The 26,209-nt window shown below is 38.4% G+C and carries 27 protein-coding genes and 1 pseudogene; 23 read left to right on the forward strand and 5 right to left on the reverse strand.

Going from position 1 to position 26,209, the window contains the following annotated elements; translation table 11 throughout:
* Nucleotides 1–194 precede the first annotated feature (194 nt).
* Entirely contained in the window at nucleotides 195–812 is a 618-nt protein-coding gene (locus AB1K80_RS04965; RefSeq protein ID WP_412855516.1) for a LysE family translocator, read from the reverse strand.
* 528 nt (nucleotides 813–1,340) lie between these two features.
* On the opposite strand from AB1K80_RS04965, the gene AB1K80_RS04970 reads away from it, so the two are divergent.
* Entirely contained in the window at nucleotides 1,341–2,474 is a 1,134-nt protein-coding gene (locus tag AB1K80_RS04970) for a tetratricopeptide repeat protein (RefSeq protein WP_412855517.1), read from the forward strand.
* Nucleotides 2,475–2,759: 285 nt separating this feature from the next.
* Here AB1K80_RS04970 and bslA read toward each other — a convergent pair whose 3' ends face one another.
* Together bslA and AB1K80_RS04980 are read right to left on the reverse strand one after the other, a co-directional pair.
* The gene (bslA, locus tag AB1K80_RS04975; RefSeq protein WP_412855518.1) at nucleotides 2,760–3,299 is read right to left on the reverse strand and encodes a biofilm surface layer hydrophobin BslA; all 540 of its coding nucleotides are present in this window, start codon (nucleotides 3,297–3,299) and stop codon (nucleotides 2,760–2,762) included.
* Nucleotides 3,300–3,423: 124 nt separating this feature from the next.
* Entirely contained in the window at nucleotides 3,424–3,807 is a 384-nt protein-coding gene (locus AB1K80_RS04980; protein WP_412855519.1) for a hypothetical protein, read from the reverse strand.
* A 556-nt stretch (nucleotides 3,808–4,363) separates the two neighbouring features.
* On the opposite strand from AB1K80_RS04980, the gene AB1K80_RS04985 reads away from it, so the two are divergent.
* The 5 genes from AB1K80_RS04985 (at nucleotide 4,364) to AB1K80_RS05005 (ending at nucleotide 9,119) form a co-directional block, all read left to right on the forward strand.
* A complete protein-coding gene (locus AB1K80_RS04985; RefSeq protein ID WP_412855520.1) occupies nucleotides 4,364–4,840 on the forward strand; it encodes a CarD family transcriptional regulator in 477 nt (158 codons plus the stop codon).
* Between the two features lie 309 nt (nucleotides 4,841–5,149).
* The gene (locus AB1K80_RS04990; protein WP_412855521.1) at nucleotides 5,150–5,899 is read left to right on the forward strand and encodes a poly-gamma-glutamate hydrolase family protein; all 750 of its coding nucleotides are present in this window, start codon (nucleotides 5,150–5,152) and stop codon (nucleotides 5,897–5,899) included.
* A 164-nt stretch (nucleotides 5,900–6,063) separates the two neighbouring features.
* On the forward strand, nucleotides 6,064–7,212 hold the full coding sequence (locus AB1K80_RS04995) for a tetratricopeptide repeat protein (protein ID WP_412855522.1): 1,149 nt from the start codon (nucleotides 6,064–6,066) through the stop codon (nucleotides 7,210–7,212).
* Between the two features lie 645 nt (nucleotides 7,213–7,857).
* A complete protein-coding gene (locus AB1K80_RS05000; protein WP_412855523.1) occupies nucleotides 7,858–8,592 on the forward strand; it encodes a poly-gamma-glutamate hydrolase family protein in 735 nt (244 codons plus the stop codon).
* 77 nt (nucleotides 8,593–8,669) lie between these two features.
* Nucleotides 8,670–9,119, forward strand: a complete 450-nt coding sequence (locus AB1K80_RS05005; RefSeq protein WP_412855524.1) for an OsmC family protein — start codon at nucleotides 8,670–8,672, stop codon at nucleotides 9,117–9,119.
* Nucleotides 9,120–9,301: 182 nt separating this feature from the next.
* Here the strand turns inward: AB1K80_RS05005 and AB1K80_RS05010 are convergent, their stop codons facing one another.
* A complete protein-coding gene (locus AB1K80_RS05010) occupies nucleotides 9,302–9,571 on the reverse strand; it encodes a spore coat protein (RefSeq protein WP_412855525.1) in 270 nt (89 codons plus the stop codon).
* Between the two features lie 104 nt (nucleotides 9,572–9,675).
* Here AB1K80_RS05010 and AB1K80_RS05015 point away from each other — a divergent pair, with 104 nt between their 5' ends.
* From AB1K80_RS05015 to AB1K80_RS05055, 9 genes are all read left to right on the forward strand, one after another.
* Entirely contained in the window at nucleotides 9,676–10,077 is a 402-nt protein-coding gene (locus AB1K80_RS05015) for a YmaF family protein (RefSeq protein WP_412855526.1), read from the forward strand.
* 71 nt (nucleotides 10,078–10,148) lie between these two features.
* Complete coding sequence (miaA, locus tag AB1K80_RS05020; protein ID WP_412855527.1) at nucleotides 10,149–11,105, forward strand: tRNA (adenosine(37)-N6)-dimethylallyltransferase MiaA; 957 nt, start codon at nucleotides 10,149–10,151, stop codon at nucleotides 11,103–11,105.
* Nucleotides 11,106–11,130: 25 nt separating this feature from the next.
* Nucleotides 11,131–11,352 (forward strand): RNA chaperone Hfq, encoded by a 222-nt coding sequence (gene hfq / locus AB1K80_RS05025; RefSeq protein ID WP_003211269.1) that lies wholly within the window; start codon nucleotides 11,131–11,133, stop codon nucleotides 11,350–11,352.
* A gap of 160 nt (nucleotides 11,353–11,512) precedes the next feature.
* Nucleotides 11,513–11,824, forward strand: coding sequence for a hypothetical protein (locus AB1K80_RS05030; RefSeq protein ID WP_412855528.1), 312 nt, complete (start codon nucleotides 11,513–11,515; stop codon nucleotides 11,822–11,824).
* A gap of 79 nt (nucleotides 11,825–11,903) precedes the next feature.
* A complete protein-coding gene (locus AB1K80_RS05035; RefSeq protein ID WP_412855529.1) occupies nucleotides 11,904–12,116 on the forward strand; it encodes a hypothetical protein in 213 nt (70 codons plus the stop codon).
* Between the two features lie 263 nt (nucleotides 12,117–12,379).
* Nucleotides 12,380–12,772: a class Ib ribonucleoside-diphosphate reductase assembly flavoprotein NrdI gene (gene nrdI / locus AB1K80_RS05040; protein ID WP_412855530.1), complete on the forward strand. Its 393-nt coding sequence runs from the start codon at nucleotides 12,380–12,382 to the stop codon at nucleotides 12,770–12,772.
* The gene (gene nrdE, locus AB1K80_RS05045) at nucleotides 12,732–14,834 is read left to right on the forward strand and encodes a class 1b ribonucleoside-diphosphate reductase subunit alpha (protein ID WP_412855531.1); all 2,103 of its coding nucleotides are present in this window, start codon (nucleotides 12,732–12,734) and stop codon (nucleotides 14,832–14,834) included. The genes nrdI and nrdE overlap by 41 nt, the downstream gene beginning before the upstream one ends.
* 17 nt (nucleotides 14,835–14,851) lie before the next feature.
* The gene (nrdF, locus tag AB1K80_RS05050; RefSeq protein WP_412855532.1) at nucleotides 14,852–15,826 is read left to right on the forward strand and encodes a class 1b ribonucleoside-diphosphate reductase subunit beta; all 975 of its coding nucleotides are present in this window, start codon (nucleotides 14,852–14,854) and stop codon (nucleotides 15,824–15,826) included.
* Nucleotides 15,827–15,919: 93 nt separating this feature from the next.
* On the forward strand, nucleotides 15,920–16,537 hold the full coding sequence (locus AB1K80_RS05055) for a hypothetical protein (RefSeq protein WP_412855533.1): 618 nt from the start codon (nucleotides 15,920–15,922) through the stop codon (nucleotides 16,535–16,537).
* A gap of 60 nt (nucleotides 16,538–16,597) precedes the next feature.
* Here AB1K80_RS05055 and AB1K80_RS05060 read toward each other — a convergent pair whose 3' ends face one another.
* Entirely contained in the window at nucleotides 16,598–17,356 is a 759-nt protein-coding gene (locus AB1K80_RS05060; RefSeq protein WP_412855534.1) for an N-acetylmuramoyl-L-alanine amidase, read from the reverse strand.
* Between the two features lie 271 nt (nucleotides 17,357–17,627).
* Here AB1K80_RS05060 and spoVK point away from each other — a divergent pair, with 271 nt between their 5' ends.
* From spoVK to AB1K80_RS05100, 8 genes and pseudogenes are all read left to right on the forward strand, one after another.
* Nucleotides 17,628–18,647, forward strand: a complete 1,020-nt coding sequence (gene spoVK, locus AB1K80_RS05065; RefSeq protein WP_412855535.1) for a stage V sporulation protein K — start codon at nucleotides 17,628–17,630, stop codon at nucleotides 18,645–18,647.
* A gap of 121 nt (nucleotides 18,648–18,768) precedes the next feature.
* Nucleotides 18,769–20,031 (forward strand): GTPase HflX, encoded by a 1,263-nt coding sequence (gene hflX / locus AB1K80_RS05070; RefSeq protein ID WP_412855536.1) that lies wholly within the window; start codon nucleotides 18,769–18,771, stop codon nucleotides 20,029–20,031.
* A gap of 18 nt (nucleotides 20,032–20,049) precedes the next feature.
* Entirely contained in the window at nucleotides 20,050–21,330 is a 1,281-nt protein-coding gene (locus tag AB1K80_RS05075) for an aminotransferase class I/II-fold pyridoxal phosphate-dependent enzyme (RefSeq protein ID WP_412855537.1), read from the forward strand.
* Between the two features lie 89 nt (nucleotides 21,331–21,419).
* Nucleotides 21,420–21,830 (forward strand): MerR family transcriptional regulator, encoded by a 411-nt coding sequence (locus AB1K80_RS05080; protein WP_412855538.1) that lies wholly within the window; start codon nucleotides 21,420–21,422, stop codon nucleotides 21,828–21,830.
* A gap of 60 nt (nucleotides 21,831–21,890) precedes the next feature.
* The gene (gene glnA, locus AB1K80_RS05085; protein ID WP_412855539.1) at nucleotides 21,891–23,225 is read left to right on the forward strand and encodes a type I glutamate--ammonia ligase; all 1,335 of its coding nucleotides are present in this window, start codon (nucleotides 21,891–21,893) and stop codon (nucleotides 23,223–23,225) included.
* Between the two features lie 311 nt (nucleotides 23,226–23,536).
* Entirely contained in the window at nucleotides 23,537–23,740 is a 204-nt protein-coding gene (locus AB1K80_RS05090; protein ID WP_412855540.1) for an XtrA/YqaO family protein, read from the forward strand.
* 337 nt (nucleotides 23,741–24,077) lie between these two features.
* Nucleotides 24,078–24,463: pseudogene (locus AB1K80_RS05095) on the forward strand (ArpU family phage packaging/lysis transcriptional regulator).
* Nucleotides 24,464–24,593: 130 nt separating this feature from the next.
* Nucleotides 24,594–26,189 (forward strand): ribonuclease YeeF family protein, encoded by a 1,596-nt coding sequence (locus AB1K80_RS05100; protein ID WP_412855541.1) that lies wholly within the window; start codon nucleotides 24,594–24,596, stop codon nucleotides 26,187–26,189.
* The last annotated feature ends 20 nt before the right edge of the window (nucleotides 26,190–26,209 follow it).

Raw genomic sequence — 26,209 nt, forward strand, 5'->3', positions numbered from 1 at the left:
TTGTTTTAGCTTACTATAACCACCGTTTTTATAGAATTGTTCCTGTAACTTATTCAATCAAAAACTAGATCAACTGACTGAGCAGACTTTATGCCTGCTTGTTTTTTAAATCATTTTCAAGAAATTCTAAATGAAAAAGCCCTTCCATTTGGAGGGGCTTCTTTTTTATTCGAACCGTTTTGAAAAGAAATACCTTAATGTTTTGGATTTGTAAACAGCAGTTTTACACCAAAACCTACTAATACTAGACCTGTAATTCTGTCAATGACCATTTGAACTTTAGCTGATAATAGAAATTTTCGGATGTAACCAAGCAAAAATACAATTGTTGTAAACCACAATATAGATAACAGAGCATAAATACAACCCATTACAAACTGAAGACTTGTATTAAATTGTGGTGTGACGAATTGAGGTAAGAACGTTAAAAAGAATATTGCAACCTTTGGATTTAATGTGTTTGAAATTAATCCTTGTTTAAAAGCAGATAGCTGCTTGTGTGTTTCTAATTCTTCAGATGTATCATCTTTCTTTTTCTTATTGAAGAAAGATGATACGCCTAGATAAATAAGATAAATTGCACCCAAATACTTTATGATTTCAAATGCTAAAGCAGACTTCATTAAAATTAGAGAAAGCCCAAATGCTGCAGCAAGTGTGTGGATAAGAACGCCAGACGTAATACCTAACGCCATCTTCACTCCATCCACTTTTCCTGCATCTATGGTTCTTTTCGTAATTAAGGCAAAGTCGACTCCGGGAGAAGCAACGACGAAAAATGTGAGAAGAAAGAATGTTAGTAGATCATTCATGTCTTCACGTCCTTTCAAAGTGATAATATATATTATATCTCGGAGCTTGTACAATGGGTACAGCTTGTGCGCCTTAATTTTATGTGAAGTAAATATTAGTTAGGTGGTATATAAATGAATCTAGTTCGTGTATTGTGTATGTTGATTTTTATAGTATCGATAACGGGCTTTATACAAATCATTATAAATAAACAATTTATTTATAATGGGATTATATATATATATTAATATTCCTATTATCCTTAGCTCTTTCAATCACTATTCCTATACAAAATAAGAAAAATAGTTCCTTTGCACAAAAGTAAACACAATGTGAAACTACATCCCTGTTTAAGAGTATCATATCGCAAGGTTTTAGATGTGGATGAATAGGTTTAGCCACCATTTGATAAGTTGTAAATGATGAAACATCTTCTTACCTCAGCTGAATTCTTCTAACATATATTGCGGTTTCTTTTCGGTGTGGAACATTTCGGAAAATGATAATATATGTCATTATAAGGGGAATTAAGGAAGGGGTAAGGTCATATGGAGAAAGTGCTTTCTTCACATGTCGGGATAAAAATCAATGAATGGTATTATCACATTCAAAGATTCAATGTGCCGGACGCTGAGGTATATAAAGAAGAGATAAAATCTATGCTAGAACATATGGAAGAAAATCAGGATTTATTATTATATTTCTCACTCATGGAGTTTAGACATAAAGTAATGTTGGATTATTTGAATCCTTTGGAAAAAGGGAAAGGACGGGCCAATTTCCGAGTATTAGCCGCTAAGATAAAGAAGGATCAAGAGAAGCTAACAGGATTACTTGAATATTATTTTAACTTCTTTTATGGCATGTACGAATTTGAAAACTATGAATATCTCAACGCCATTACCTTCTACAAACGAGCCGAGAAAAAATTGTCTCTCGTAAGTGACGATATTGAACGTGCGGAATTCAATTATAAAATGGCAGAAATCTATTACCACATGAAACAAAACCACATGTCCATGCACCACATTGCCCAAGCAATAGACTGTTACAGAGAAAAAGATACATATGCTGTAAGAGAAATACAATGTTCTTTTGTGATTGGGTTAAATTATATTGATATGGGGTGCCCTGAAAAAGCAATACCCCATTTTGAACACGCGCTAGAAAAAGCCATCCACAACTCAACAAAAAGATTGAAAGGATCGGCACTATATAATCTAGGATTGAGTTATTTTCACAACAATGAATTGTCAAAGGCAATTCAATATTTTAATGACTCAACTCAAGAATTTAAAAAACAAGGATATGAACACTTAAACAGAATTTTAGATCCACTCATTATGTTGTCAAAAGGATATTTCAAAAACGGTGAAAAAGATTTAGGGATTTATGCATTAAGTAAGGGTATTGAACTATCTGAAAAGTTGAAAGATCATATTTTACTGACAATGTTCAAATTTTTAAAATCATTATATGTAGAAAATGATTTTGAACAATTGAAAAAAATATTAGACTTAATAGAAACAAAATCATTGTATGCCGACCTTGAGGATTTAGCAAAAGATGGTGCAAAATATTATAATGAAGTAGGAGATAAAGACAAAGCTATGTTCTTTTACGAGAAGATTCTTTATTTCCAACTTCAAATCAAAAGGGGTGACTGTCTTTATGAAATGTAAAACTTTATCAGCAGCGTTAATTGTGATTAGTTTAATAGGGGTTTTAAGTTATTTTACGTCTGAAGTTACAGAAAGTCATGACGAAGCTAGAAGAGGACATACAGCAAGTATCGGTTATTCTGCTTAATAAAAAGCCCTTTTGAGGGCTTTTTATTTGATATAACATGATCTTCTAACAGTTTGTATAATAGTCACCTATCCCTTTTTAAACCTGATGAATCGTAAAAAAAATACCATGATAAAAATCACCAAACAAAAAAAGCGCTCAAAAAGCGCTTTTTTTATTTAGCATCCACATGGGTTAGTTGGTGGTGTCACAACAACAGGTCGTTTATTGATATCAATTGTATCTTCTGCATAAAATCTAGAACCAATGCTGATCGCACGATTTTCTGCGCGGAACGTATATGTACCAGCGGCAGGGAGTACTTTATGTGAAAGTTGTAATTTATATTCAGAAGTTCCGAATAAATCAATTCTGGCTGGGATACGAACTGTTTTTCCGCTGTTTAAAATGTAACTGTCTTTTAATGCTTTGCCATTAATCAGATCTTTTGTTGTCGCTTGAAAGCCTGTTGGTAAAGTGAATTCTACTGCTCCGATACTGAGCACAGAGTTTGGTCGATATGTTAGTTCTAGATCAGAGAAAGACCATTCTTGTTTACTTGCTCCGGTGATTTTTGCATAGAGTGCAGCTGATTTTGCATTTGTAGTCGCTAATGCCTCTTGTGTTTTGGTTCCTTCAGCAGATGCTGCGAGTGGTGCAGAAAGTGCCATGACGACTGTTAACATTCCTAACATGACGATTGTCCACATTTTTTTCATTTTTTCTTTCCCCCTAGGTTGTTTATAGGTAAATAATAGATGAATTCATCCATTATTTACCTATGATGATACCATACTCCTATATGGGGTTAAATGGTATTTTGTACCCTTATTTTACTATTCTTTAAAAATATCTATGGGAAAAAGCATTTGGTTGATTCATTCCATAAGCATGACCAGTCATTTGTTGTGGCATCATCATTTGCCCATCACCATAATGCCCATATGGCTGATGGGTAGGCATCTCATATCCACCGTACATACCATGAGGGTGATGGTGTTTCATTGGAGAATATGTTGCATGGTGATGGTGATGTGGCTGATATCCGGTATAGGCGTTTTGTTTATCAGTATGATAATGGTTTGGCATATTCATAGAACCAAACACGTTTGAATCATACATGTTTGGCGCGATCATATGTTCATGATTGGCTGTATAAACATGTTCAATTGTGTGATAAGGGTTTCCGTGGTAATCGTAATTGGCCTGCCCATTCATATTGTTCATGCTGTATCTCATCCTTTTTATTAGGTTGCCATATCCTATGTACGACATGCAGATCGTGAGCCTATCCCAATCAAAAAAACCGGCTTTTCAGCCGGGGAAAACAAAAGCAGTGCATGCGTCACACTACAACGAGAATCTATGTCTTCTTCTGTGACGCTTTTTACATTTTCTACAGACACTTTTAGGTTTATAAAAGGGATCGTAGCTTCTAGAAGTATCCCAAAAATCATGTTCAAACCAATGATCTTCATGATGATATGACGCGGTTTCATAGTCGATATCATCGTGATGTTGATAACGACTGTTTGAGTGGGATTTTTTGCACTTATGCTTGCAGTTGCACATGATCATCCCTCCTAAATGTGACTCAATTTTATTATATGCACAGTGGTCACTTCGGACTGGATGTTTGCGCTACACTTAAAAAAAAGGCTTTTTTTAAAAATATACATAAAAATAATTGACTCTTGATAAAACAACGTGATAAAATATAAATTTTTATCATTCGCTGAAATGTGTTATAATCATAATGTGAATACTTTCGGAGGTGGCGGATTTGTTTCAAATAGGTGATAAAATTGTTTATCCTATGCATGGAGCCGGTGTGATTGAAGGAATGGAAGAAAAAGAGATTTTAGGGAAGACTGAGGAATATTTTCTGATTCAAATGCCAAATATGCAAATGATGATTCCTTGTGGAAGAATGAATCAAATCGGTATACGTCCGGTTGCAGATCAAGCAACGTTAAAAGTTGTGATGAACAATTTTGCAGAAGAAACAAACGACGACACGCTGACCTGGAAGCAAAGATATGATGAAAATCTGAAAAAGCTAAAAACAGGTGCGATCCAAGATGGTGCAGACGTTGTGAAAGATCTCATGAGACGGAATCAGAAAAAAGCGTTAAATTCTAGTGAAAAAAAGATGCTCGAGGACGCACGAGATATGTTAGTGAGTGAAATTTCGCTTGCACAAGGGCTCCCGCAAGATGAAGTGTTAGCGGCCTTACAAAATGAATTAAAAAATGCATAAGTTGTGCAAGAAGATCAGCTGCAAACAGGCGAAAGACATCGCTTTGTTTGCAGCTTTTTTTGTTTTGTTGATGAAGAATTTGACAGATTTGTGTGTGTTTCTCACTAAATTGAAATCAAGGCCATTGGAAGTGATTTTTATGAAAGCGATGAAGGTCAATTGAAGTCTGAAATACCTAGAAAATGTTTTGAAAAACAGGTCGCTCCTCCTGATTCGTTCAATTATACGGAACATCCTTTGAATTTCTTTCGCTATTAATAGTAAAATAATGCGGAAAGAAGGCACCTAAGAATGAAAAGGAGCTGTGAGATGAAAAGGCTGCTATTATGTGGATTCATATTTCTCATCCTCTGTGCGCTATTAATGGTCAAATGCAATCATTCACAAGAGGAAAAAAAAGAACAGAAAAAACATCATGAAGAAGTAGAAAAGAGCAATAGAGAACGAAAAAAAGGGGATCGGTATGAAAGCTTCCAACAGATGATCCGGCATGAAAAAGATGGGTATGAGATTGAATTACATGAAAAGGGAAGCAGTGATTTGCTTGTATTCTCTCCACATGGCGGAGAAATTGAACCTGGAGCAAGTGAAATTGTAGAAGCATTTGAGGAGACATACTCGACCTATTTGTTTGAAGGAACAAAAAATGATAACAATCGCGACTTGCATATTACGAGCACAAAATTTGATGAGCCCATTTTGATGCAAATGATTAAAACATACCCATTTTCAATCTCCATACACGGTTATAAAAGTGATCGGAAACATACACTTGTAGGCGGGACGAATCGTGAGATGGCAAAAGCCGTCGTCCGTGAATTAAAAGATCGAGGCTTTTCTGCAGAGTTGCTGCAAGAAGGTGAGCGGCTTTCTGGAACAGATCCTAAAAACATTAATAATCAAAATGCGAGTGGTGAAAGTGTTCAGCTCGAAATTAGCACTGCACAGAGAAAAGCTTTCTTTGACAATTTTGATACGAGGAAAGGGAAAAAGAAAGCATTTAGACGTTATATCAATGGTTTGCAAGATGTGATAAAAGAATTTCATTCTACTTCATAGAAAAGTGGTTTTGATAGGTATAAGTACATGATTTAAACTTGGTAAAAAAGATAGAAATAGCAATTTAGAGGTAAAAATATGAAATATTTGTTCATTTGCCTTAAAAACATAATTTATGTAAAATAATAGTATCAGTTTGATATGATAGAATGGGGCTGAAGTGGGTGGCACACAAAATACCATCTTCCGAAGTAGGTGTAAAAATCAATCAATGGTACACGCATATTTGTAAATTTGAAGTCGAACAGGCAAAAGAGATGAAGCAAATTGTTGAGGAAGAGATTTATGAGATGGAAGAAGATCAAGACCTATTACTTTACTATTCATTAATTGATTTTCGCCATCAAATGATGCTTCAGCACTTATCTCCAGTTCATACAGGAGGCGAGACACTTCATACTGTATCCTTCCCAAAAGAAATTGAGGACGTAGAAGATGAAATGACAGGCTTACTGGGCTATTATTTTCATTTTTTTCATGGGATGTATGCGTTTATCCAGCGCCGTTATACAGAGGCGATTTCATATTACAAGCTTGCGGAACATCAACTGAACTTAGTGACAGATGAGATTGAAAAAGCGGAATTTTTCTATAAAATTGCAGAAGTCTACTATCATATGAAACAAACCTATTTCTCTATGCATTATGCAAAAAAGGCGAGAGATATTTATAAAAAACATCAACTGTATGGAAAGAGAAGCATTCAGTGTGACTTTGTGATGGCTGGTAATTGGATTGATGTGAATCAGCACCAAAAAGCGCTACCTTATCTAGAAAAGGCGCTCAAGGACTGTGAAACGATTGAAAGAAAAGAATGCACGTCTTATTTTAAAGCGATGGCCCTCAATAATTTAGGGACTTGTCATTATAGTATGGGAACTTACCATACAGCGACCGTTTATTTTGAGCAAGCGATTGCGCTCTATGAAAAAGATCAAGCCGCAACGATGATCAAATCACTGTTCTCATTTGCACTCACATGTATCAAGCTCGAACATTTAGAGCGGGCAGAACAAGTGATAGATGAAGGATGGCACAAGGCTAGGTTATTGAATGATGAGATTTATCAATTGAAATTTCAATTTTTGCAGGCGCTTTATTTAGAGAAAGACAGCGGTGACAAACTGACATTAGCCCTTTTGGGTTTGAAAAATAAAAAAATGTTTGCTGATTTAGAGGAATTAGCACTAGATGCGGCTAATTATTATAAAGAACGCGACATGTACAAGGAGTCTTCCACTTTTTTTGAAGTTGTGATCGAAGCGCGTACGCACATTCAAAAAGGAGATGAGATGTATGAGAACGAAGCATAACATGTCAGCGACTCTATTAGATGAAAGACTTCACACATAAAAAACAGATGAACACAACACCCTTTACGTTTTAAACGTAAAGGGCTTTTTTTTATCCCATTTTCCTTGATCGCTCTTTTTATTGGTTTTGATGTGAAATGGGGATACCCGCACAGCTCGGTGCAGATTTTCCATTGATTTCAAAAAGAAAACGATTTCATTTTGTAAAATAATAGAAAAAGGTGGAAAATGTTTTTCATTTGCCGATGATAGGGAAGAGAGTTCTTTCTAGAGAACCAGTAAATCAGTGGATTTCAATGGAAAAAAGGGGGATGTAACAGGGTCAATGCTCATACAAAACGGATTCGACGACAAATAAAGAAAAGAGAATCAATGTAAAAAATAGGCTGAATGAAAGAAAACAGACTGGATAGGACTAGGTCATATTAAACATAACGTCAATTGATTGTCATACTATTCTAACTCTGTTTTCAAAAAGCAGAGACGTTTCTGTGTATATAAATGCAATTATCTTATTTTTGAGGAATCTCATGATTGAGAGTGTTATGATCAAATTTAGAGAGAAAATGTGGAAAAAATGAAAAGAATTGATTGCTCAATTTGAATCATAGAAACGGCTTAGAAATCTGTTAAAGGAGAACGGGAATGAAGAAGTTTTTTGCTTTGCTTCTCCTGCTTGTCATCGGATGGGGCGTCTATTATACGATGCAAGCAAAGGAACATGATGAGCCAGTATCATCAGGTGGGGAAGACGAAAGCGGTTCATCTGATATTTATCGCAATTTTAAAGAACTAGAAGATAACGAGTCGACAGCAAACTATCAAATTACATCCAATCCTGTCCCTGACAGCCGCCTGCTTGTGATGTCACCTCATGGAGGAAGAATTGAAGGCGGAGTGAGTGAGATTGTCCGTTTTTTTGATAATGATTTCTCTACATATTTATTTGAAGGATTGAGAGAAAATGCATCAGAGCTTCATGTGACAAGTACAAACTTCGATGAACCAATCGGAGTTGCACAGGCGAAAGCGCATGATTACGTATTAGCAGTGCATGGATATAAAGGAGAGGAAGGAATCGACCATACACTTGTCGGCGGAACGGATTACGACCGTGCGGAGAAAATTGTGAACTCATTAGAGCGAAATGGTTTTTCTGCGGAGCTAGCTGTTGCACATGCCACTTTAAGCGGAACGAGCAATAATAACATTAATAACCTTTCAAGAACTGGGCAGAGTGTGCAGCTTGAGATTAGTAGAAGTCAGCGCGAGGCGTTATTTGACAGCTTTGATTACCGGCGACGGTCGAGTACAAAAAATGAAATGTTTTACAGATATGTTCGGGCGATTCGAACGGTACTTGAGGAAGAATATACATAAGCATTGTGCACAACTTAGGACAAGTAAGGTGATTTCTTGTTACACTATATAAAGTGATAACAAAAGGAGAGACGGATATGACACGTCATCATTTTCATCTTCAGGCAAGCTGGCCTGGTTTACGTAACGATGTTGGAACAATCTCATGTGAACAATTAAAAACGAACGTTTCGATCCCGAAAGAAATGGATGGTCCAGGCATTGGAACCAATCCAGATGAGATGCTACTAGGTGCGGCTGCAACATGTTATATCATTACACTCGCAGCCATGATGGAACGAAGTCAACTAGAAAAAGAAGACCTCACGATGCACTCGGAAGCCATTGTAGATGTGACAAACGGTGTATTTACATATGAAAAAATCATCCACCGACCTGTCATTACGCTGAAAACAACAGCTTCATCACAAGAGATAGATCTAGCGCGCAAACTTGCACATAAAGCAGAGAGTTCGTGTATGATCTCAAGAGCTGTTCAGGGGAATGTAGAGATTTCCTTAGAAGAGACCATCCAAATCGGTCGTTAAAATAAAAAGTCATTTTCCCTTTTATATGGGGAAAATGACTTTTTTTATGTCTTTCACCTTCTTCTTAACATAAAAAAACACCTACTTTACAAGAAAACGGTAAAGTAAATGTTAGCCCATGAAAACAGGGGGTGTCGATTGCTTCTTTTTATATCAGGTTGTGTTCACTAAAAAGTCATTTTTTAATAAAAAGGGTATGGCCCATATGGTAGGAATGGCGGTGGATAAGGATATCCATACCCAAACCCTGGCGCTAGAAGAGATCCAGCCAGTAAGCCACCAGCAAAACCACCTAAAAATGGCGGGCCAAAAAATCCTGGTCTTCCGAAGCCAAATCCTGGTCTACCGAAGCCGAAACCGGGGCGCCCAAACCCAAATCCAGGACGTCCAAACCCAAATCCAAAAGGCCTTCTCATCTCATCTTCAATAAATGGCGGTTCAAAATGATTCATATAAAAAAGCTCCTTTCACATAAAATCAATGTAACTGCCATCAGTGTATTCTGTTTGCCTATATATGTTTGGGCGAACGCCTACAATAAGGAGGAATGTGGAAAATGGGCTTATATCCGTCTGATTGGGCAAAATGTCCACCTCATGCACATGCTTATAAAGCACGAACGAATGTAACAGAAAATCATTACCATTTAATAGAAGGTATTTCTCAGCCTGTAAATGGAAGCAGCACGGACCAGCATACTCATTTTTATCGAGGGGTCACTTCTTTTGAAAGAGGGCACTTTCACAGATATTATGGTGTGACTGGTCCAGCTATCCCTAGAGTCGATGGGACACATTATCACGAGATCGAGGAAGTGACATACTCTGCGTATACAGATCCAGTTCCTATTTCATATGGAGGGATTGTTTACAGTTCGGATCAAGACCGTCCAACCCATACGCACCGTTTCAAAGGGAGAACGTACGAAGTCGTCGGAAATGAACCGCTTGGCTGGTGATGCTGTGTAAATAGGAGAGAAAGAGAAGTTATGCTATACTGTAGGCAGTTTGTAAAAGAGAGTGATGTCATGTGAAAAAAGCAAAACAACCTGTCATTGTATTAGTAGGACCAACAGCTGTTGGAAAAACAAAGCTGAGCATTGAAATAGCCAAGGCATTCAATGGAGAAATTATCAGCGGTGATTCAATGCAGATTTACAAAGGGATGGATATTGGAACAGCAAAGATTACCCCAGAAGAGATGGATGGCGTACCGCACCATTTAATTGATATTAAGCAACCGGAGGACTCCTTTTCGACAGCTGAATTCCAGCAACTCGTCCGCTTGAAAATCGATGAGATTGCCGCTAGAGGAAAAACGCCAATGATTGTTGGCGGTACTGGTCTCTATATTCAATCCGTCTTATACGATTACACATTCACTGAAGAAAAAAGTGACCCAGTGTATAGAGACGAAATGACGCTATATGCACAGAAACATGGAGCATTAGAGCTATATGAGAAGCTAAAAGCTGTCGATCCCGATGCAGCAAAATCGATTCATCCGAATAACGTCCGCCGCGTCATTCGTGCGCTTGAGGTGATACATACAACTGGCAAGAAAATGTCCGAGATGAAGAACGGCGATCAAGAAATCCCGCTGTACGAAACAGCATTAATTGGGTTAAAAATGGATCGAGAGCTTTTGTACGAGCGCATTCATCAAAGAATTGATATGATGTTAGATGAGGGCTTAGTTGAGGAAGTTAAAGCGCTGTATCAATCTGGTTTGAAGGACTGTCAGTCTGTTCAAGCGATAGGCTATAAAGAATTGTATGCCTATTTTGAAGGTGATTGTACACTTGATGAAGCCATCGAGCAATTAAAGCAAAATTCCCGTAGATATGCGAAGCGTCAGCTGACGTGGTTTCGTAATAAAATGGATGTCACTTGGTTTGATATGACACCACCTTGCCACTTTTCTGACAAAAAAGTTGAAATTTTCGCATATATAGCAGGAAAGCTTGGACTTAAAGCGAAACTGTAGTTATCAGAATCAAGGAGGACGAAACATGAAACCGATTAATATTCAGGACCAATTTTTGAATCAAATTCGCAAAGACAATACATTTGTCACTGTATTCTTACTGAATGGTTTTCAATTACGTGGTCAAGTGAAAGGATTTGACAACTTCACAGTGCTGCTTGAAACAGAAGGAAAGCAGCAACTGATCTATAAACATGCCATTTCAACATTTGCCCCTCAAAAAAATGTGAATTTAGAATTAGAATAACGTCATCGTATAACCAATAGCCCCATGTATCTGAGAATAAACCGGCCAAAACCCGCTACGTTTTTTGTCAGAACAGAGGGGCTCTTTTGTGTGCAATGAAACTTTTCAGCTCATAATACGTATCATTCCATATGTGCGATTTGAAAAGTGAGGGATCCTAATGGAAAATGCAGAGATCGAATTAAGAAGAATCAAGGTCATGGTCTTATTGATAGGCATCATTGTATTATTTGGCGCGTGCTCCGTCTCAAATATTGAAACGATGTATGAACAGCATGATAGTCAATCCGATGAAGAAAATGGGTATGCTGTGGAAGGGATTTTGCAATCATCCATTCAGCTAAAAAATAATCATTTTGCTGTCGTGAGAGACAATGAAGTACTCATTTATCGATTTGATGAAAAAGAAGATGAGCTCATTCCTGTCACAAAGAAATACATAGATGAGTGGGACGGAGAGTTCGAGGAGTAGGCACGTAAATTTACAAATGAATGTGAAGTCGCTACACTATAGACATGTATCAGACATCTAGATAGTAAAGGATGAGTATATGAAACATAAAATTAAAATCAATCACTGGGAGCAAACGTGTGAAGACGATTCTTGTTTTGAATACGGAACAAGTGTGTCAGTGAATGGCAAAGAATTAGTACGAGAGGCTTCAATCGTCTCAGCGCTTGAAGCTGTGCTGAAAGAATTAGGTGTTGAAGTCGAAATATCAGAAGTGTCAGAAGATTTACAGTGCACGGCCTACAAAAAATAAAACAAAAAGTCTAGTCTACTAAGCGATTTTTTTTCGTGTTATGATAGATTTCAGTTTCAGTTAAATAGGGAGTAGGGCAGATCGATGTTTGGATGCTGCTCTGCTCTATTTATTTGAATGTACGAGTTCGGCTACGGTTGTTCAGTCGGGTTGGTTGATTTTTTTCGTTCCGAACATCTATATGTTGTGTTTTCAAAAAACATAGTATACTATATATGGTGATCGAAGAGATCGACAATAATAAAAACTAGGTCGTGATGGAATTGATTCAAATCGTATTCGATTCAAAAACAGGAAATGTTCAACGCTTTTTGGACAAGACCCCTTTTACAGACAAGCAAAAACTGACTGGAGAAGAGTTTTTGGATACGCCGTTTATTCTTGTTACTTACACAACAGGATTTGGACAAGTCCCTAGTACTACTCAGTCTTTTTTAGAAAAAAATGCACACCTTTTATTAGGTGTGGCAGTGAGTGGAAACAAAATATGGGGAGATAATTATGCCAAAAGCGCCGATACGATTTCTAAACAATATCAAGTTCCTATTTTGCACACCTTTGAATTAAGCGGCACAAAACGGGATGTTGAATTGTTTACACAGGAGGTAGAAAGAATTGTCACAAAATCAGGTTCCAAAGTGGATACAATTAAATAATGAGATCATGATTCAAAAAGAAGGGAAGTTTCAGTTCGATAAGGACAAAGAAGCTGTACATAGTTACTTCGTAGATTATATTAATCAAAATACAGTCTTCTTTCACAATTTAGAAGAGAAGATTGATTACTTAATAGAAAACGACTACTATGAGGAAGAATTTTTAAGACAATACAGCATGGCTGACATTAAAGAGGTATTTGAAGCTGCCTATGCGAAGAAGTTTCGATTCCCATCATTTATGAGTGCGTTTAAGTTTTACAACGATTATGCACTGAAAACAAATGATAAAAAGAAAATTCTTGAACGCTATGAAGATCGTATTTCCGTTGTCGCTCTTTTCTTCGCTGGTGGAGACAAGGAGAAGGCACTTGAGTTTGTAGAATTAATGATCAATCAAGAATATCAGCCAAGTACCCCAACATTCTTAAATGCTGGTCGTAAAAGACGCGGTGAACTCGTCAGCTGCTTCTTGCTTGAAGTGAATGACTCATTAAACGATATTTCAAGAGCAATTGATATTTCTATGCAACTATCAAAACTAGGCGGAGGCGTCAGCTTGAACCTTTCTAAGCTTCGTGCAAAAGGTGAAGCGATCAAAGATGTAGAAAACGCGACAAAAGGTGTCGTAGGCGTGATGAAGCTTCTTGATAATGCATTTAGATACGCAGATCAAATGGGACAAAGACAAGGATCTGGTAGTGCCTACTTGAACATTTTCCACAGAGATATTAATGATTTCTTAGATACGAAAAAAATCTCGGCTGACGAAGATGTACGTGTGAAGACACTTTCAATTGGTGTTGTCATCCCAGATAAATTTATCGAGCTTGCAAGAGAAGATAAAACAGCTTACACATTCTATCCGCACACAGTCTATAAAGCATATGGACAGCACCTAGATGAGATGGACATGGAAGAAATGTATGACGAGCTCGTTGAAAATCCGAAAGTCAAAAAAGAAAAAGTCAGCCCGAGAAAGCTTCTAGAAAAATTAGCTGTGCTTCGCTCTGAATCAGGTTATCCGTATATCATGTTCCAGGATAATGTAAATAGAGAACACGCACTTAACCATATTTCACGTGTCAAATTCTCAAACCTGTGTTCAGAAGTACTTCAAGCTTCAGAAGTATCGTCTTACACTGACTATGATCAAGATGATGAGATCGGATTAGATATTTCTTGTAACCTTGGTTCATTAAATATCATGAACGTCATGAAAAATAAATCCATTGAAAAAACAGTAAAGCTTGCAACAGATTCATTAACACTTGTTTCTGACACAACAGATATTCGCAATGCACCGGCCGTTAGAAAAGCCAACAAAGCGATGAAGTCGATTGGACTTGGCGCGATGAACCTTCACGGTTATTTAGCGCAAAATCAAATCGCATATGAAAGTGAAGAAGCAAGAGATTTTGCAAATACGTTCTTTATGATGGTGAACTACTACTCTATTAAACGCTCAAGTGAGCTTGCAAAAGAAAAAGGCGAAACGTTCCATCGTTATGAAGGCTCAGGATATGCAACGGGTGAGTACTTTAATAAATACCTAGAAACCGATTTCGCGCCAAAAACAGAGAAAGCAGCAGCTCTATTTGAAGGCATGTACATTCCGACAAAAGAAGACTGGGCTTCACTGAAAGAGTTTGTAGCTGAAAATGGAATGTACCATAGCTATCGCTTATGTATTGCGCCGACAGGTTCTATTTCTTATGTTCAATCGGCAACAGCTTCTGTGATGCCAATTATGGAACGTATTGAAGAAAGAACATACGGAAACAGCAAAACGTATTATCCGATGCCAGGCCTTTCAGCGCAAAACTGGTTCTTCTACAAAGAAGCGTATGATATGGACATGTTTAAAGTTGTGGACATGATCGCAACGATTCAGCAGCACGTTGATCAGGGAATTAGTTTTACACTGTTCTTAAAAGATACAATGACAACGCGCGATTTAAACCGCATTGATCTTTATGCCCACCATAAAGGCATTAAGACACTTTATTATGCAAGAACGAAGGATACAGGGCAGGAAGGCTGTCTTTCTTGTGTTGTTTGATTAAAGGAGAGTTTAAATTGACAAAAATTTATGATGCAGCCAACTGGTCAAAACACGAAGACGATTTTACACAAATGTTTTACAACCAAAACGTGAAGCAATTCTGGCTACCTGAAGAGATCTCTTTAAACGGTGATCTTTTAACATGGAAGTATTTAAGTGAAGAAGAGCGAGATGCGTACATGAAGGTACTCGCTGGACTGACGTTACTTGATACAGAACAAGGAAACACGGGAATGCCGATTGTAGCGGAACATGTAGACGGCCATCAGCGTAAAGCCGTGCTCAACTTTATGGCGATGATGGAAAACGCAGTACATGCGAAATCATACTCTAATATCTTTATGACACTTGCACCAACAGAAACGATTAGTGAAATTTTTGAATGGGTAAAGAAAAACCCATACTTGCAAAAGAAGGCAGATATGATTGTCACTCTTTATCGTTCGATTGAAAGGGACAACCCGATCTCCTTATTTAAAGCAATGGTGGCTTCTGTTTATTTAGAGAGTTTCCTCTTCTATAGCGGATTCTATTACCCACTCTATTTCTATGGACAAGGAAAGCTGATGCAAAGTGGCGAAATCATCAACTTGATATTGCGAGATGAAGCGATTCACGGGGTGTACGTTGGATTATTGGCACAAGAAATTTACAATGATCAAACACCTGACGTTCAAAAAGAATTGTATGACTTCTCTATTGATTTGTTGAAAGAGCTTTATGAGAATGAACTACATTACACAGAAGATATTTACGACCAAGTGAATTTATCTCATGATGTGAAAAAGTTCATTCGATACAATGCCAATAAAGCGTTAATGAACCTTGGATTTGCTCCTTATTTTGAGGAAGAAGAAATCAACCCAATCGTATTGAATGGACTCAATACAAAGACAAAGTCGCACGACTTCTTCTCCATGAAAGGGAACGGCTATAAAAAAGCAACGGTTGAGCCGTTAAAAGATGAGGACTTCTTCTTTGGAGAATAAATCATAAATTGCATGCAAAAAGTCAAAACGCAACACTCGTTTTGGCTTTTTGCAATTTCTTAATATTGTCATATACTGGAGGTTACGATTACCATGGGGAAAATGGATGAAATCATTTTAGTCGCACCACGTCAACGTGTTTTTCAAAACGAGACACTAGCGTTTAATGGTGTCAATAGTGAAGAGCAAACGATCAAAACGATCATGAAAGAAATCGAAGAGAATTTCGAACAAATGCGAAGAGGCGATGCAGAAGAAAATCCAGACTTCAAACAGCCTATTCCATATGTTGTAATTAAGCGTGAGGATGAGGTTTATGTGTATGAAAGACTTCAAGGTGGTGGAGAAACAAGGCTTCATCATAAGTTATCACTAGGATTTGGAGGTCACATGAACTTTATCGAAGGGAAAGACTTCGCTCAGATCCTCAAAGAAAATACAGATCGCGAGCTGGATGAAGAGCTATCCATCCAAGAAGATGACAAACTTAACATGACGACGCTTGGACTAATCAATGATGATGACAATAGCGTCGGCCGTGTGCACATTGGTCTTTTATCTGCACTGGAATTATCACCTGGTGCACATGTTGAAGTCAAAGAAACAGATCAAATCTCAGGAAAATGGATGAACGTTTCTGACTTGAAAAAGCCTGAATACTTCGATCGACTTGAAACGTGGTCTCAATTTGTCGTGAATATTCTAGCGTAAAATCCATCATCATAAACCGGCTCTCTCACCAGCTAGAGCCGGTTTATTTCATCTCACCATTTATTGGAAAACGAATGCGTCGTGACCGGCTTGTTTCAGTCTTGCAACGAGGTCATCAGCATTTTTTTTTGACCGAAAAGCCCCTGCCTGTACTCTATATAAACCGCCGTCTAACACCACAAATGCGTCAAACCTTTTAGATGTCAGTGTGGTGACAAGTTCATCCGCATTGGCTTTGACTTTAAAAGCACCTACTTGTACTTTATATAGATTGACGGATCTTTTCTTCAATTGAAAAGCTTTTTCTAATCCAGTGGCATGTGCGCGAGCAATGCGTTGAAGGAAGGAAGCGTTACGGAGTTTATTTGCATCAGCCGTTGTATCAATAAAGCCGTTTTCTGTTAAAATCGCGGACATAGATGTTTCACGTAGGACGTGGAAATTGGCCGTTTTTTTACCTCGGTCGGCGAATTCAATTGAGCGGGTGATTTCATTATGAAGGGTATTGCGATAAGTGGTTGTTGGAGCTGAAACACCTGGATACACATAACTTTCAAAGCCAGTGCCCCCACCAGCATTGATATGAATCGAGACAAAATAGTCAGCTCCCCAACGATTTGCTGCATTCGTTCGCTCGGATAGAGTAACAGATTGGTCAATTGAACGACTTAATCGGACAGAAACGCCATCGTATTCACTAAGCAAGATATCTCTCAAAAAAAGCGCAATTTGAAGGGTTATATTTTTCTCGAAAAGTCCATTGGCAGCAGCGCCAGAATCTGTGCCTCCGTGGCCCGGATCAATAAAAATTTTCACCATCTATTTCATCACCTCGACTTTATTTTATGAGGAAATAGAAGAATTGCCTGTACACTATATGGAATGGGTCATATTTTTTTGCCTCATTTGTAATCCAAAAGCGCCATCTTTCAAAGAAAAATAAATAATTGGTTTGTCCTCACAATGGAGTTGAATACATTAGAAATAATCAATCATTTCCTGGGAAACCGCAGAATTCCCTACAATTATCGGTATCTCGGGTCATTTTGACAGCAAACCAAACTGGATGTCAAAAGACAAAAGCGGGCGAATGTCACGATTACAGCTCCACCCGAATAAGGTAAAGAGAGAAGAGCGAGAGGTGAATACGTTGGAGCGAGCTGTCACATATAAGAACAACGGCCAAATCAATATTATCTTAAATGGGCAAAGGCAAGTGTTGGTTGATGCAGATTCAGAAGCAGAATACTTAGAAGCCTTACAAAAAAATGAGACAAAGCATAGTATCTTAAGGGAAATAGAGCGTGAAATGAACAGCCTCGTTGGAATGGATGAAATGAAACGCAATATAAAAGAGATTTATGCTTGGATTTTTGTAAACCAAAAACGACAAGAGCAAGGGTTAAAGGTAGGAAAGCAAGCCCTTCATATGATGTTTAAAGGAAACCCCGGTACTGGAAAAACGACAGTGGCAAGACTAGTTGGCAAGCTTTTCTTTGAAATGAATGTCCTGTCAAAGGGACACTTAATTGAAGCTGAACGTGGTGATCTCGTCGGGGAGTACATTGGACACACCGCACAGAAGACAAGGGACTTAATCAAAAAATCACTAGGCGGTATCTTGTTCATTGACGAAGCTTATTCTCTTGCGCGCGGGGGAGAAAAAGATTTTGGGAAAGAAGCGATTGATACCCTTGTCAAACACATGGAAGATAAACAGCATGAATTCATCCTCATTCTTGCAGGTTACTCAAAGGAAATGGATCATTTTCTTTCCTTAAATCCCGGCTTACAATCAAGATTTCCAATCAATATCAATTTCTCTGACTATACGGTGGATCAGCTGATGGATATAGCGAAACGTATGATGGCTGACAGGGAATATATTTTTACCCAAGAGGCGGAATGGAAGTTAAGAGATTTTTTGATGCAAATCAAAAGCACGACGAGCCCTGCGAAATTTAGTAACGGTCGATTTGTACGAAATACGATTGAAAAAGCGATCCGAACGCAGGCGATGAGGCTGCTTCTCATGGACCATTACGATAAAAAAGAATTACTTACCATTAAAAGCCAAGATCTTCATATGAAAGAGGATACGCCTTCTTGAAACGGCGTATCCTTTTTGTATAGACGCCCCAAATTAAACCTTGTGAATAGTGGTATACCACTGATGGGTTTGGTATGATGGTACTACTGAAAACTTAAGTAAAGAAAGGAAACAACCGACGTTGAATGAACAAGATATGATTGAAAAAGCGATACTTGTCGGCTGTCAATTGCCACATGTCACGGATGAACGGTTTCAATACTCAATGGAAGAATTGGCTTCTTTAACCAAAACAGCTGGCGGGCAAGTCGTCAGTACGATGACGCAGAAAAGAAATAGACAAGACAGTGCGACCTATATCGGAAAAGGGAAAGTAGAAGAGCTTGAAGCACTTTGTGCGGAATTAACATGCGATGTCATCATATTTAACGACGAGCTGTCACCGAGCCAATTAAAGGCTTTGGCGACAGCACTAGATGTGAAAATTATTGACCGAACACAACTTATTTTAGACATCTTTGCCAAAAGAGCACGGACAAGAGAAGGAAAGCTGCAAATCGAGCTGGCGCAGCTTCAATATACATTGCCAAGATTAAGCGGACAAGGGATTAGCCTATCAAGACAAGGTGGCGGAATTGGCGCAAGAGGTCCAGGTGAAACGAAGCTTGAGACTGACAGACGTCATATTCGTAGCCGAATTCACGAAATTCATGGGCAGCTTTCTACAGTGAAAGAACACCGAACAAGGTACAGAGAGCGACGGAAGAAAAACGGTGTGTTCCAAATAGCGATTGTCGGGTATACAAATGCCGGGAAGTCCACGCTGTTTAATCAGTTAACAGATGCAGATAGCCATGAAGAAGATTTGCTTTTTGCGACTCTTGATCCAATGACACGTAAAATGACATTAACCTCTGGTTATAGTGTACTCATTTCAGATACAGTTGGTTTTATTCAAGATCTACCAACAACACTCATTGCGGCATTCCGCTCAACACTTGAGGAAGTGAAAGAAGCAGATTATTTGCTTCATGTCATTGATTCTTCCAATGAAGATTATGAAGGTCACGAACGGACGGTTCATAATCTGTTAGAAGAACTAGAAGCAGATCGTATTCCGATGCTGACTGTCTATAATAAAGAAGATCAAATCAGACCTGATTTTATTCCATCATCTACAGAGCGTCATATTTTAATCAGTGCAAGACGTGATGAAGATGTGAAACGCTTAAAAGCTGACATCATGGCAGAGTTGAAAAACAACTTTTTACAGCCATATCACGTACAAATTCCCGCCTATGAAGGGAAGCTCATATCAGCCTTAAAATCAGAGACACTGGTGGAATCCGTAACATTTCAAAAAGAAGCAGAATTATACGATATCACTGGATTTTTGAGTGAAGAACAGACTATTTTAGGTCAATTGAAAAAGTATATGTTGTAAGAAAGGAATAGAATAACGATGTTTCACACATTAAAACATGGCAATATACTAGAAAAAGTAGCAGCAGAAACAGAACGAGAGATTTCTCAAATCCATCAACAAATTGATCAAAAAAGTGAGCAAAATGAATGGAGAGTTCTTGAGAGCTTCCGAAAGCATAAGGTGAGTGACTATCATTTTAATCCAACCACTGGATATGGGTATGATGATGTAGGAAGAGATACGTTAGAGAACATTTATGCTGACGTTTTTGGGGGAGAAAGCGGTCTTGTTCGCCCGCAGATCATTTCAGGAACACATGCAATCTCCATTGCGTTATTTGGCGTACTTAGACCTGGAGATGAATTGATCTATATAACAGGAAAACCATATGATACTTTAGAAGAAATTGTCGGTATCCGCGGGAAAGAAGGGACAGGCTCTTTAAAAGATTTCCACATTGATTACAAGGCGATTGATTTGCGAGAAGATGGAACAGTTGATTTTGATCAAGTAAAAGAGTCCATTTCCTCGAAAACGAAAGTCATCGGGATTCAGCGTTCAAAAGGATACGCCACAAGACCTTCTTTTACAATAGAAGAAATAGGGCAAATGATTTCATTTGTGAAAGAAATCAATGAAGACATCATTGTGTTTGTTGATAACTGTTATGGTGAATTTACTGAGTTACAAGAACCATGTCATGTTGGAGCAGATCTAATGGCCGGCTCACTCATTAAAAACCCAGGCGGCGGACTTGCTAAAACGGGTGGTTATATCGTTGGAAAAGAAAAATGGGTAGAAGCTTGCTCTTATCGAATGACATCACCAGGCATTGGAAGTGAAGCAGGGGCATCACTCTATACACTTCAAGAAATGTATCAAGGGTTCTTCTTAGCATCACATGTTGTGGCACAGAGCTTAAAAGGTGCAGTGTTTACGGCACGCTTTCTTGAGAAGCTAGGGTTCCAAACGAATCCTGCATGGAATGCCAAAAGAACAGACTTAATCCAATCTGTAGAATTTGGAGATCCTCAAAAAATGATCGCTTTTTGCCAGGCGATTCAATATGCCTCTCCTATCAACAGTTATGTCACACCGCATGCCAGTTACATGCCAGGCTATGAAGATGATGTCATTATGGCTGCGGGTACTTTTGTACAAGGCGCTAGCATTGAACTATCGGCCGATGGTCCGATTCGACCACCTTATACGGCGTATGTTCAAGGTGGACTGACCTATGCCCATGTGAAAAATGCCATTTGCAGCGCTGTAGATGCCTTGCTCACACAAGGTTATATGGAAGTGCCAACTCGATAAAAAAACCATGTCACATCTTCTGACATAACGTTGACATGTGATGTGACATGACATATAATGATTTAAGCAAAGAGGAGGAGACAGTTGAGATGAGTGATAACATTCGCCGCTCAATGCCTTTATTCCCTATTGGGATTGTCATGCAGCTAACAGAATTATCCGCAAGACAAATACGCTATTATGAGGAGAACGGTTTAGTATTTCCAGCTAGAAGTGATGGTAATCGCCGATTATTTTCTTTCCATGATGTTGATAAACTATTAGAAATTAAAAACCTAATTGAACAAGGTGTAAACATGGCAGGAATTAAAAAACTTTTTGCCAAAGCTGAAGCAGAGAAGTCAGCGTCTGACACCAAAACTGAAGAAAAAACCAAACCAAAGAATGATTTAACAAATGATGAACTGAGGAAGCTTCTGAAAAAAGAACTCATTCAGGCAGGACGTTTCCAACAAGGAACGACCTTTAGACAAGGGGATATGTCGAGGTTTTTCCGCTAACTCATGTGCAAACCCATTGCTATAAACAATTTACCTTTTATAGGGGAGGAGTTTTACGAAATGGCAAAGTATACAAGAGAAGACATCGTAAAATTAGTAAATGAGGAAAACGTGAAGTATATCCGCTTGCAATTTACAGACATTCTCGGAACGATTAAAAATGTGGAAATCCCTGTCAGTCAATTAGGAAAAGCACTTGATAACAAATGTATGTTTGATGGTTCATCCATTGAAGGGTTTGTGCGTATCGAAGAATCAGATATGTACCTGTATCCTGATCTAAATACATTTGTGATTTTCCCTTGGACAGCAGAAAAAGGGAAAGTAGCACGCTTTATTTGTGACATCTATAAGCCAGATGGGACACCATTTGACGGAGATCCGCGTAACAACTTGAAACGCGTCTTGAAGGAAATGGAAGAGATGGGCTTCAGCGATTTCAACCTTGGACCAGAGCCAGAATTCTTCTTATTTAAATTAGATGAAAAAGGCGAGCCAACACTTGAACTCAATGACAAAGGTGGATATTTTGACCTTGCCCCAACAGATCTAGGCGAAAACTGTCGTCGTGACATTGTGCTTGAACTTGAAGAAATGGGCTTTGAAATTGAAGCATCTCACCACGAAGTCGCACCTGGACAACATGAGATTGACTTCAAATATGCAGGCGCGATCCGCTCTTGTGATGACATTCAAACCTTCAAGCTTGTTGTAAAAACAATTGCAAGAAAGCACGGCCTTCATGCAACATTTATGCCAAAACCATTGTTCGGTGTAAACGGTTCGGGAATGCACTGTAACCTATCATTATTTAAAGATGGTAAAAACGCATTCTTTGATGAAAAGGCAGACTTACAATTAAGCGAAACTGCCAAACACTTCATCGCTGGAATCGTCAAACATGCAACAAGCTTCACAGCTGTCACAAACCCTACAGTCAACTCATATAAACGTCTTGTACCGGGTTACGAAGCACCATGTTATGTTGCATGGAGTGCACAAAACCGCAGTCCGCTCATCCGTATCCCGGCATCACGCGGCATCAGCACACGTGTAGAAGTGCGAAGCGTAGACCCGTCTGCTAACCCGTACCTTGCGCTAAGTGTATTACTTGCAGCAGGTCTAGACGGAATTAAAAATAAACTAGAAGCACCGGAACCAATTGACCGCAACATTTATGTTATGGACAAAGAAGAGCGTCTAGCAAATGGGATTGCTGATCTTCCAGCAACACTTGCAGAAGCCCTTGAGCTACTCAAATCGAATGAAGTCATGACCAATGCGCTAGGCGATCACTTATTCGATCATTTTATTGAATCAAAAGAAATTGAATGGGATATGTTCAGGTCACAAGTTCACCCGTGGGAACGCGATCAGTATTTGTCTCAGTATTAATAGGAAGACCCCTTGGAGCTATTAGCTTCAGGGGTTTTTTGTTTTTGTGGGTGTTCCTTGTATTTTAGAATGAAGCAGGTAACACCCACGATTCACCCATAAAAAAGTGATAAAAAAATCACTCCATTAATTTGGAGATATACTCTTCATATTTATTTATTGAATCCATTATACCGGGCCGAAAACTTGAATGAAACGATCACTTAGGATGATTTGAATTTGCAAGCTCTTCGGGGAAAATAAAAAGAACGAAGCACAAGACCCTGATTCTATTGAATCTGCACAAATCATTATAACATGGGCGCTTGTGCATGAATAATCCTTACAAACTTACGGACTCAAATATCTCCATCGATAGTTTTATGACCAAAAGAGAAGTGAAGGTCATTGTGTTGTATGGCCATTCCAATAATGTAGTGTTGGCCGAAACGCCAATGTACGGCAAAACTGAGATCACAACACGTGATGGTCAATTCATAAATTTAAATTACAACAGGTCATTTAAATTTAAATAAAAGAGATGTTTCTTAGAATAGTAGTTGTAGAGGTATAAAGAGGAGATGAGTCAAAGTAATCATACGCTCAAGGCGACACCTACTTTGATAGATGTTTTAAGGAAAGCGAACAGTGTAGTGAATTTCTCTACAAAAGAATAAAAATGATTTTCCATTTTATCAGCCCCATTCATGAAATTCATAATAAGTAATGTGAACAGTAAAATAATCAATTCCATAGTGGGTATCGCAACTGCGGAGATGCCGCCTTCAGTGTTTGATATCATTGAATAAGAATAGCGTTATTTCCATTTGTTTTCAAATTTCTAAATCTTATAGTTATTAAGAGGTGTGAAAGTTGATAGTAGAACAATTGTGTTTACTGCCAAGGATCGCTGAGAAACTAGTCCGAAATACTTTGATAAAGGAACTGAAGGTCTATATGGCCTTGAAGGTTAAAGAGGAAAACAGAAAAGAGCAGGAAGCATACGGCGCAACAGGCCTTTTTCCGACCCTCGGGAACCAGGAAGATTTAAATGAACTGAAGGTCCGATAGATAGAAAGAGCACTAGAAAACAGCCTTGATGAAAATGAGCAAGACATCATCCGAACGAAATATCTTACATCAAGTGTGTGGTGAAAGATTTAGAGGTGTGCGAAGAACTGGGGTTGAAAAAAGATCGGTATTACAAATTGAAAAAGCAAGCGACATTTAACCTTTCGATAGCACTTGGAATTATATGAGTGCTGTTTTTGTATCTTTACTCCTATTCAATAGTAAGTTTTGCGTTGGTAAAATAGACCTTATGAGTAATACTGAAGGGAGTGACTTTTTCTGGCTAAGATACTTGAAGCGAAATCACTAACAAGCGCCATGGATTCAAGAGCTAAACACTATCAGGAACTCCGTGAGCAAATGGTAGAATTGAAAAAAGCCTTAAATGGTGTGGCCAAACTCGGTGATGATTTTAAAGGAAAAGGTGCCGATAACATTAAAAGCTTCTATAAAGAGCTTGCTGGAAATGTAGACATGTTTATCAGCTTCATTGATAAGCAAAAAGCCTTTCATGAAGGTGTTTCTGGTACACTTGATGATACGAATTTTGGCGGCGATACCTTTGTAGAAGAACACTTTTTGGACGATGCAGTACATATGGGGATTAAAAATGCAAAAAGCATTGTGAAGGATCAAAAAAAGGCGCTCAAAACCATTTTTGAAGATATCGATGACCTCATTTCTTTGAAGGTGTTTGATAGCAAAAACTTCGATGAAAAGATCGCAGATGCTGAAGAAGAGCGGAAAAAGACTGTTAAAGATTTAATTGAACTTGATCAAAATTTAAAAGATGAATATGCTTTGTCAGAGACAGAGCAGCAAGCTACAAAAGCATTGTACGCAGAAATGATGAATGCCACAAATGATGGAAAAAGCATTTCACCTATGAATTTTGACAAGAAAGTGTATCAAAATAGTGAAATCTACAAAATAAAAGACGATATTGAAAAGCAAACAGCTGAATATCTCAAAATTAAAAAAGAACAAGAAGAAGCCCGTAGGATCGCGAAAGAGCAAGAAGCTCTCGAGAACCGACCTTGGCATGAAAAAGCACTTGATTATGGCGGAATGATCTTGAATGAACTAACAGGCGTAAACGACGCAAAACGAGCCGCAACAGGCATTGATCCGATCACAGGTGAACAGCTCACTTCAGGCCAACGAGTCGCCGCAGGTGGCATGGCAGCAGCTGGTTACATCCCAGTTGTCGGCTGGGCGGGGCGCATTGTCAAAGGTGGAAAAGCTGTATACAAAACCACTCAAGCCACGTCAACCGCATTAAAGGCAGTCGACATTTACAAGACCTCGCAGAAATCCTTTGACGCACTAAAAACAGCACAAAAAGGATTATACGGCATCACTGCAGCTAATGGCTTTAGTGAAGCGATTACGGGGCGAGATATGTTTGGGAATAAGATCTCGAAAGAACAGCAGCAAGCGAGTATGGATGCGGCGCTTGGAATGCTCTTGCCTATTGGGGCGAAAGGGTTTCATGGTAAGATGGGAGTAAAGGATACTGGGAAAACTCTGCTTCCTAACGAAGGGAAAGTTGGAACGTATAAAGAACTGATTAAGCAAGGAACCGCTTTTGATAATATTACTCCTCATCACATGCCGGCCGATGCAAAAATGAAACAGTCGGGTATAAAAAGGAACAATGGTATTAGTATGAATATGGAACAACCACATCCTGGTACTGGTGGTAGACACCGTGAGACATATACATATGGTTTATCGGGGCAAAAATTGAAGGATTATCTAGAACTTAATTATCGCGATGCATTAGCTCATGATATCTGGGATGCCCGGAAAATATATATAAAAGATGGTTTATACAATTCTGAGATAAGACAAGGTTTAATAACCGTAATGAATAAAAATAGAGAACAGTATCCTAATTTGTTCAATAAGTAAATATGGAAGGGTTGAATTCC

The organism is Bacillus sp. 179-C3.3 HS (assembly GCF_047229225.1).
In the GTDB taxonomy this organism is placed as follows: Bacteria; Bacillota; Bacilli; order Bacillales; family Bacillaceae; genus Bacillus.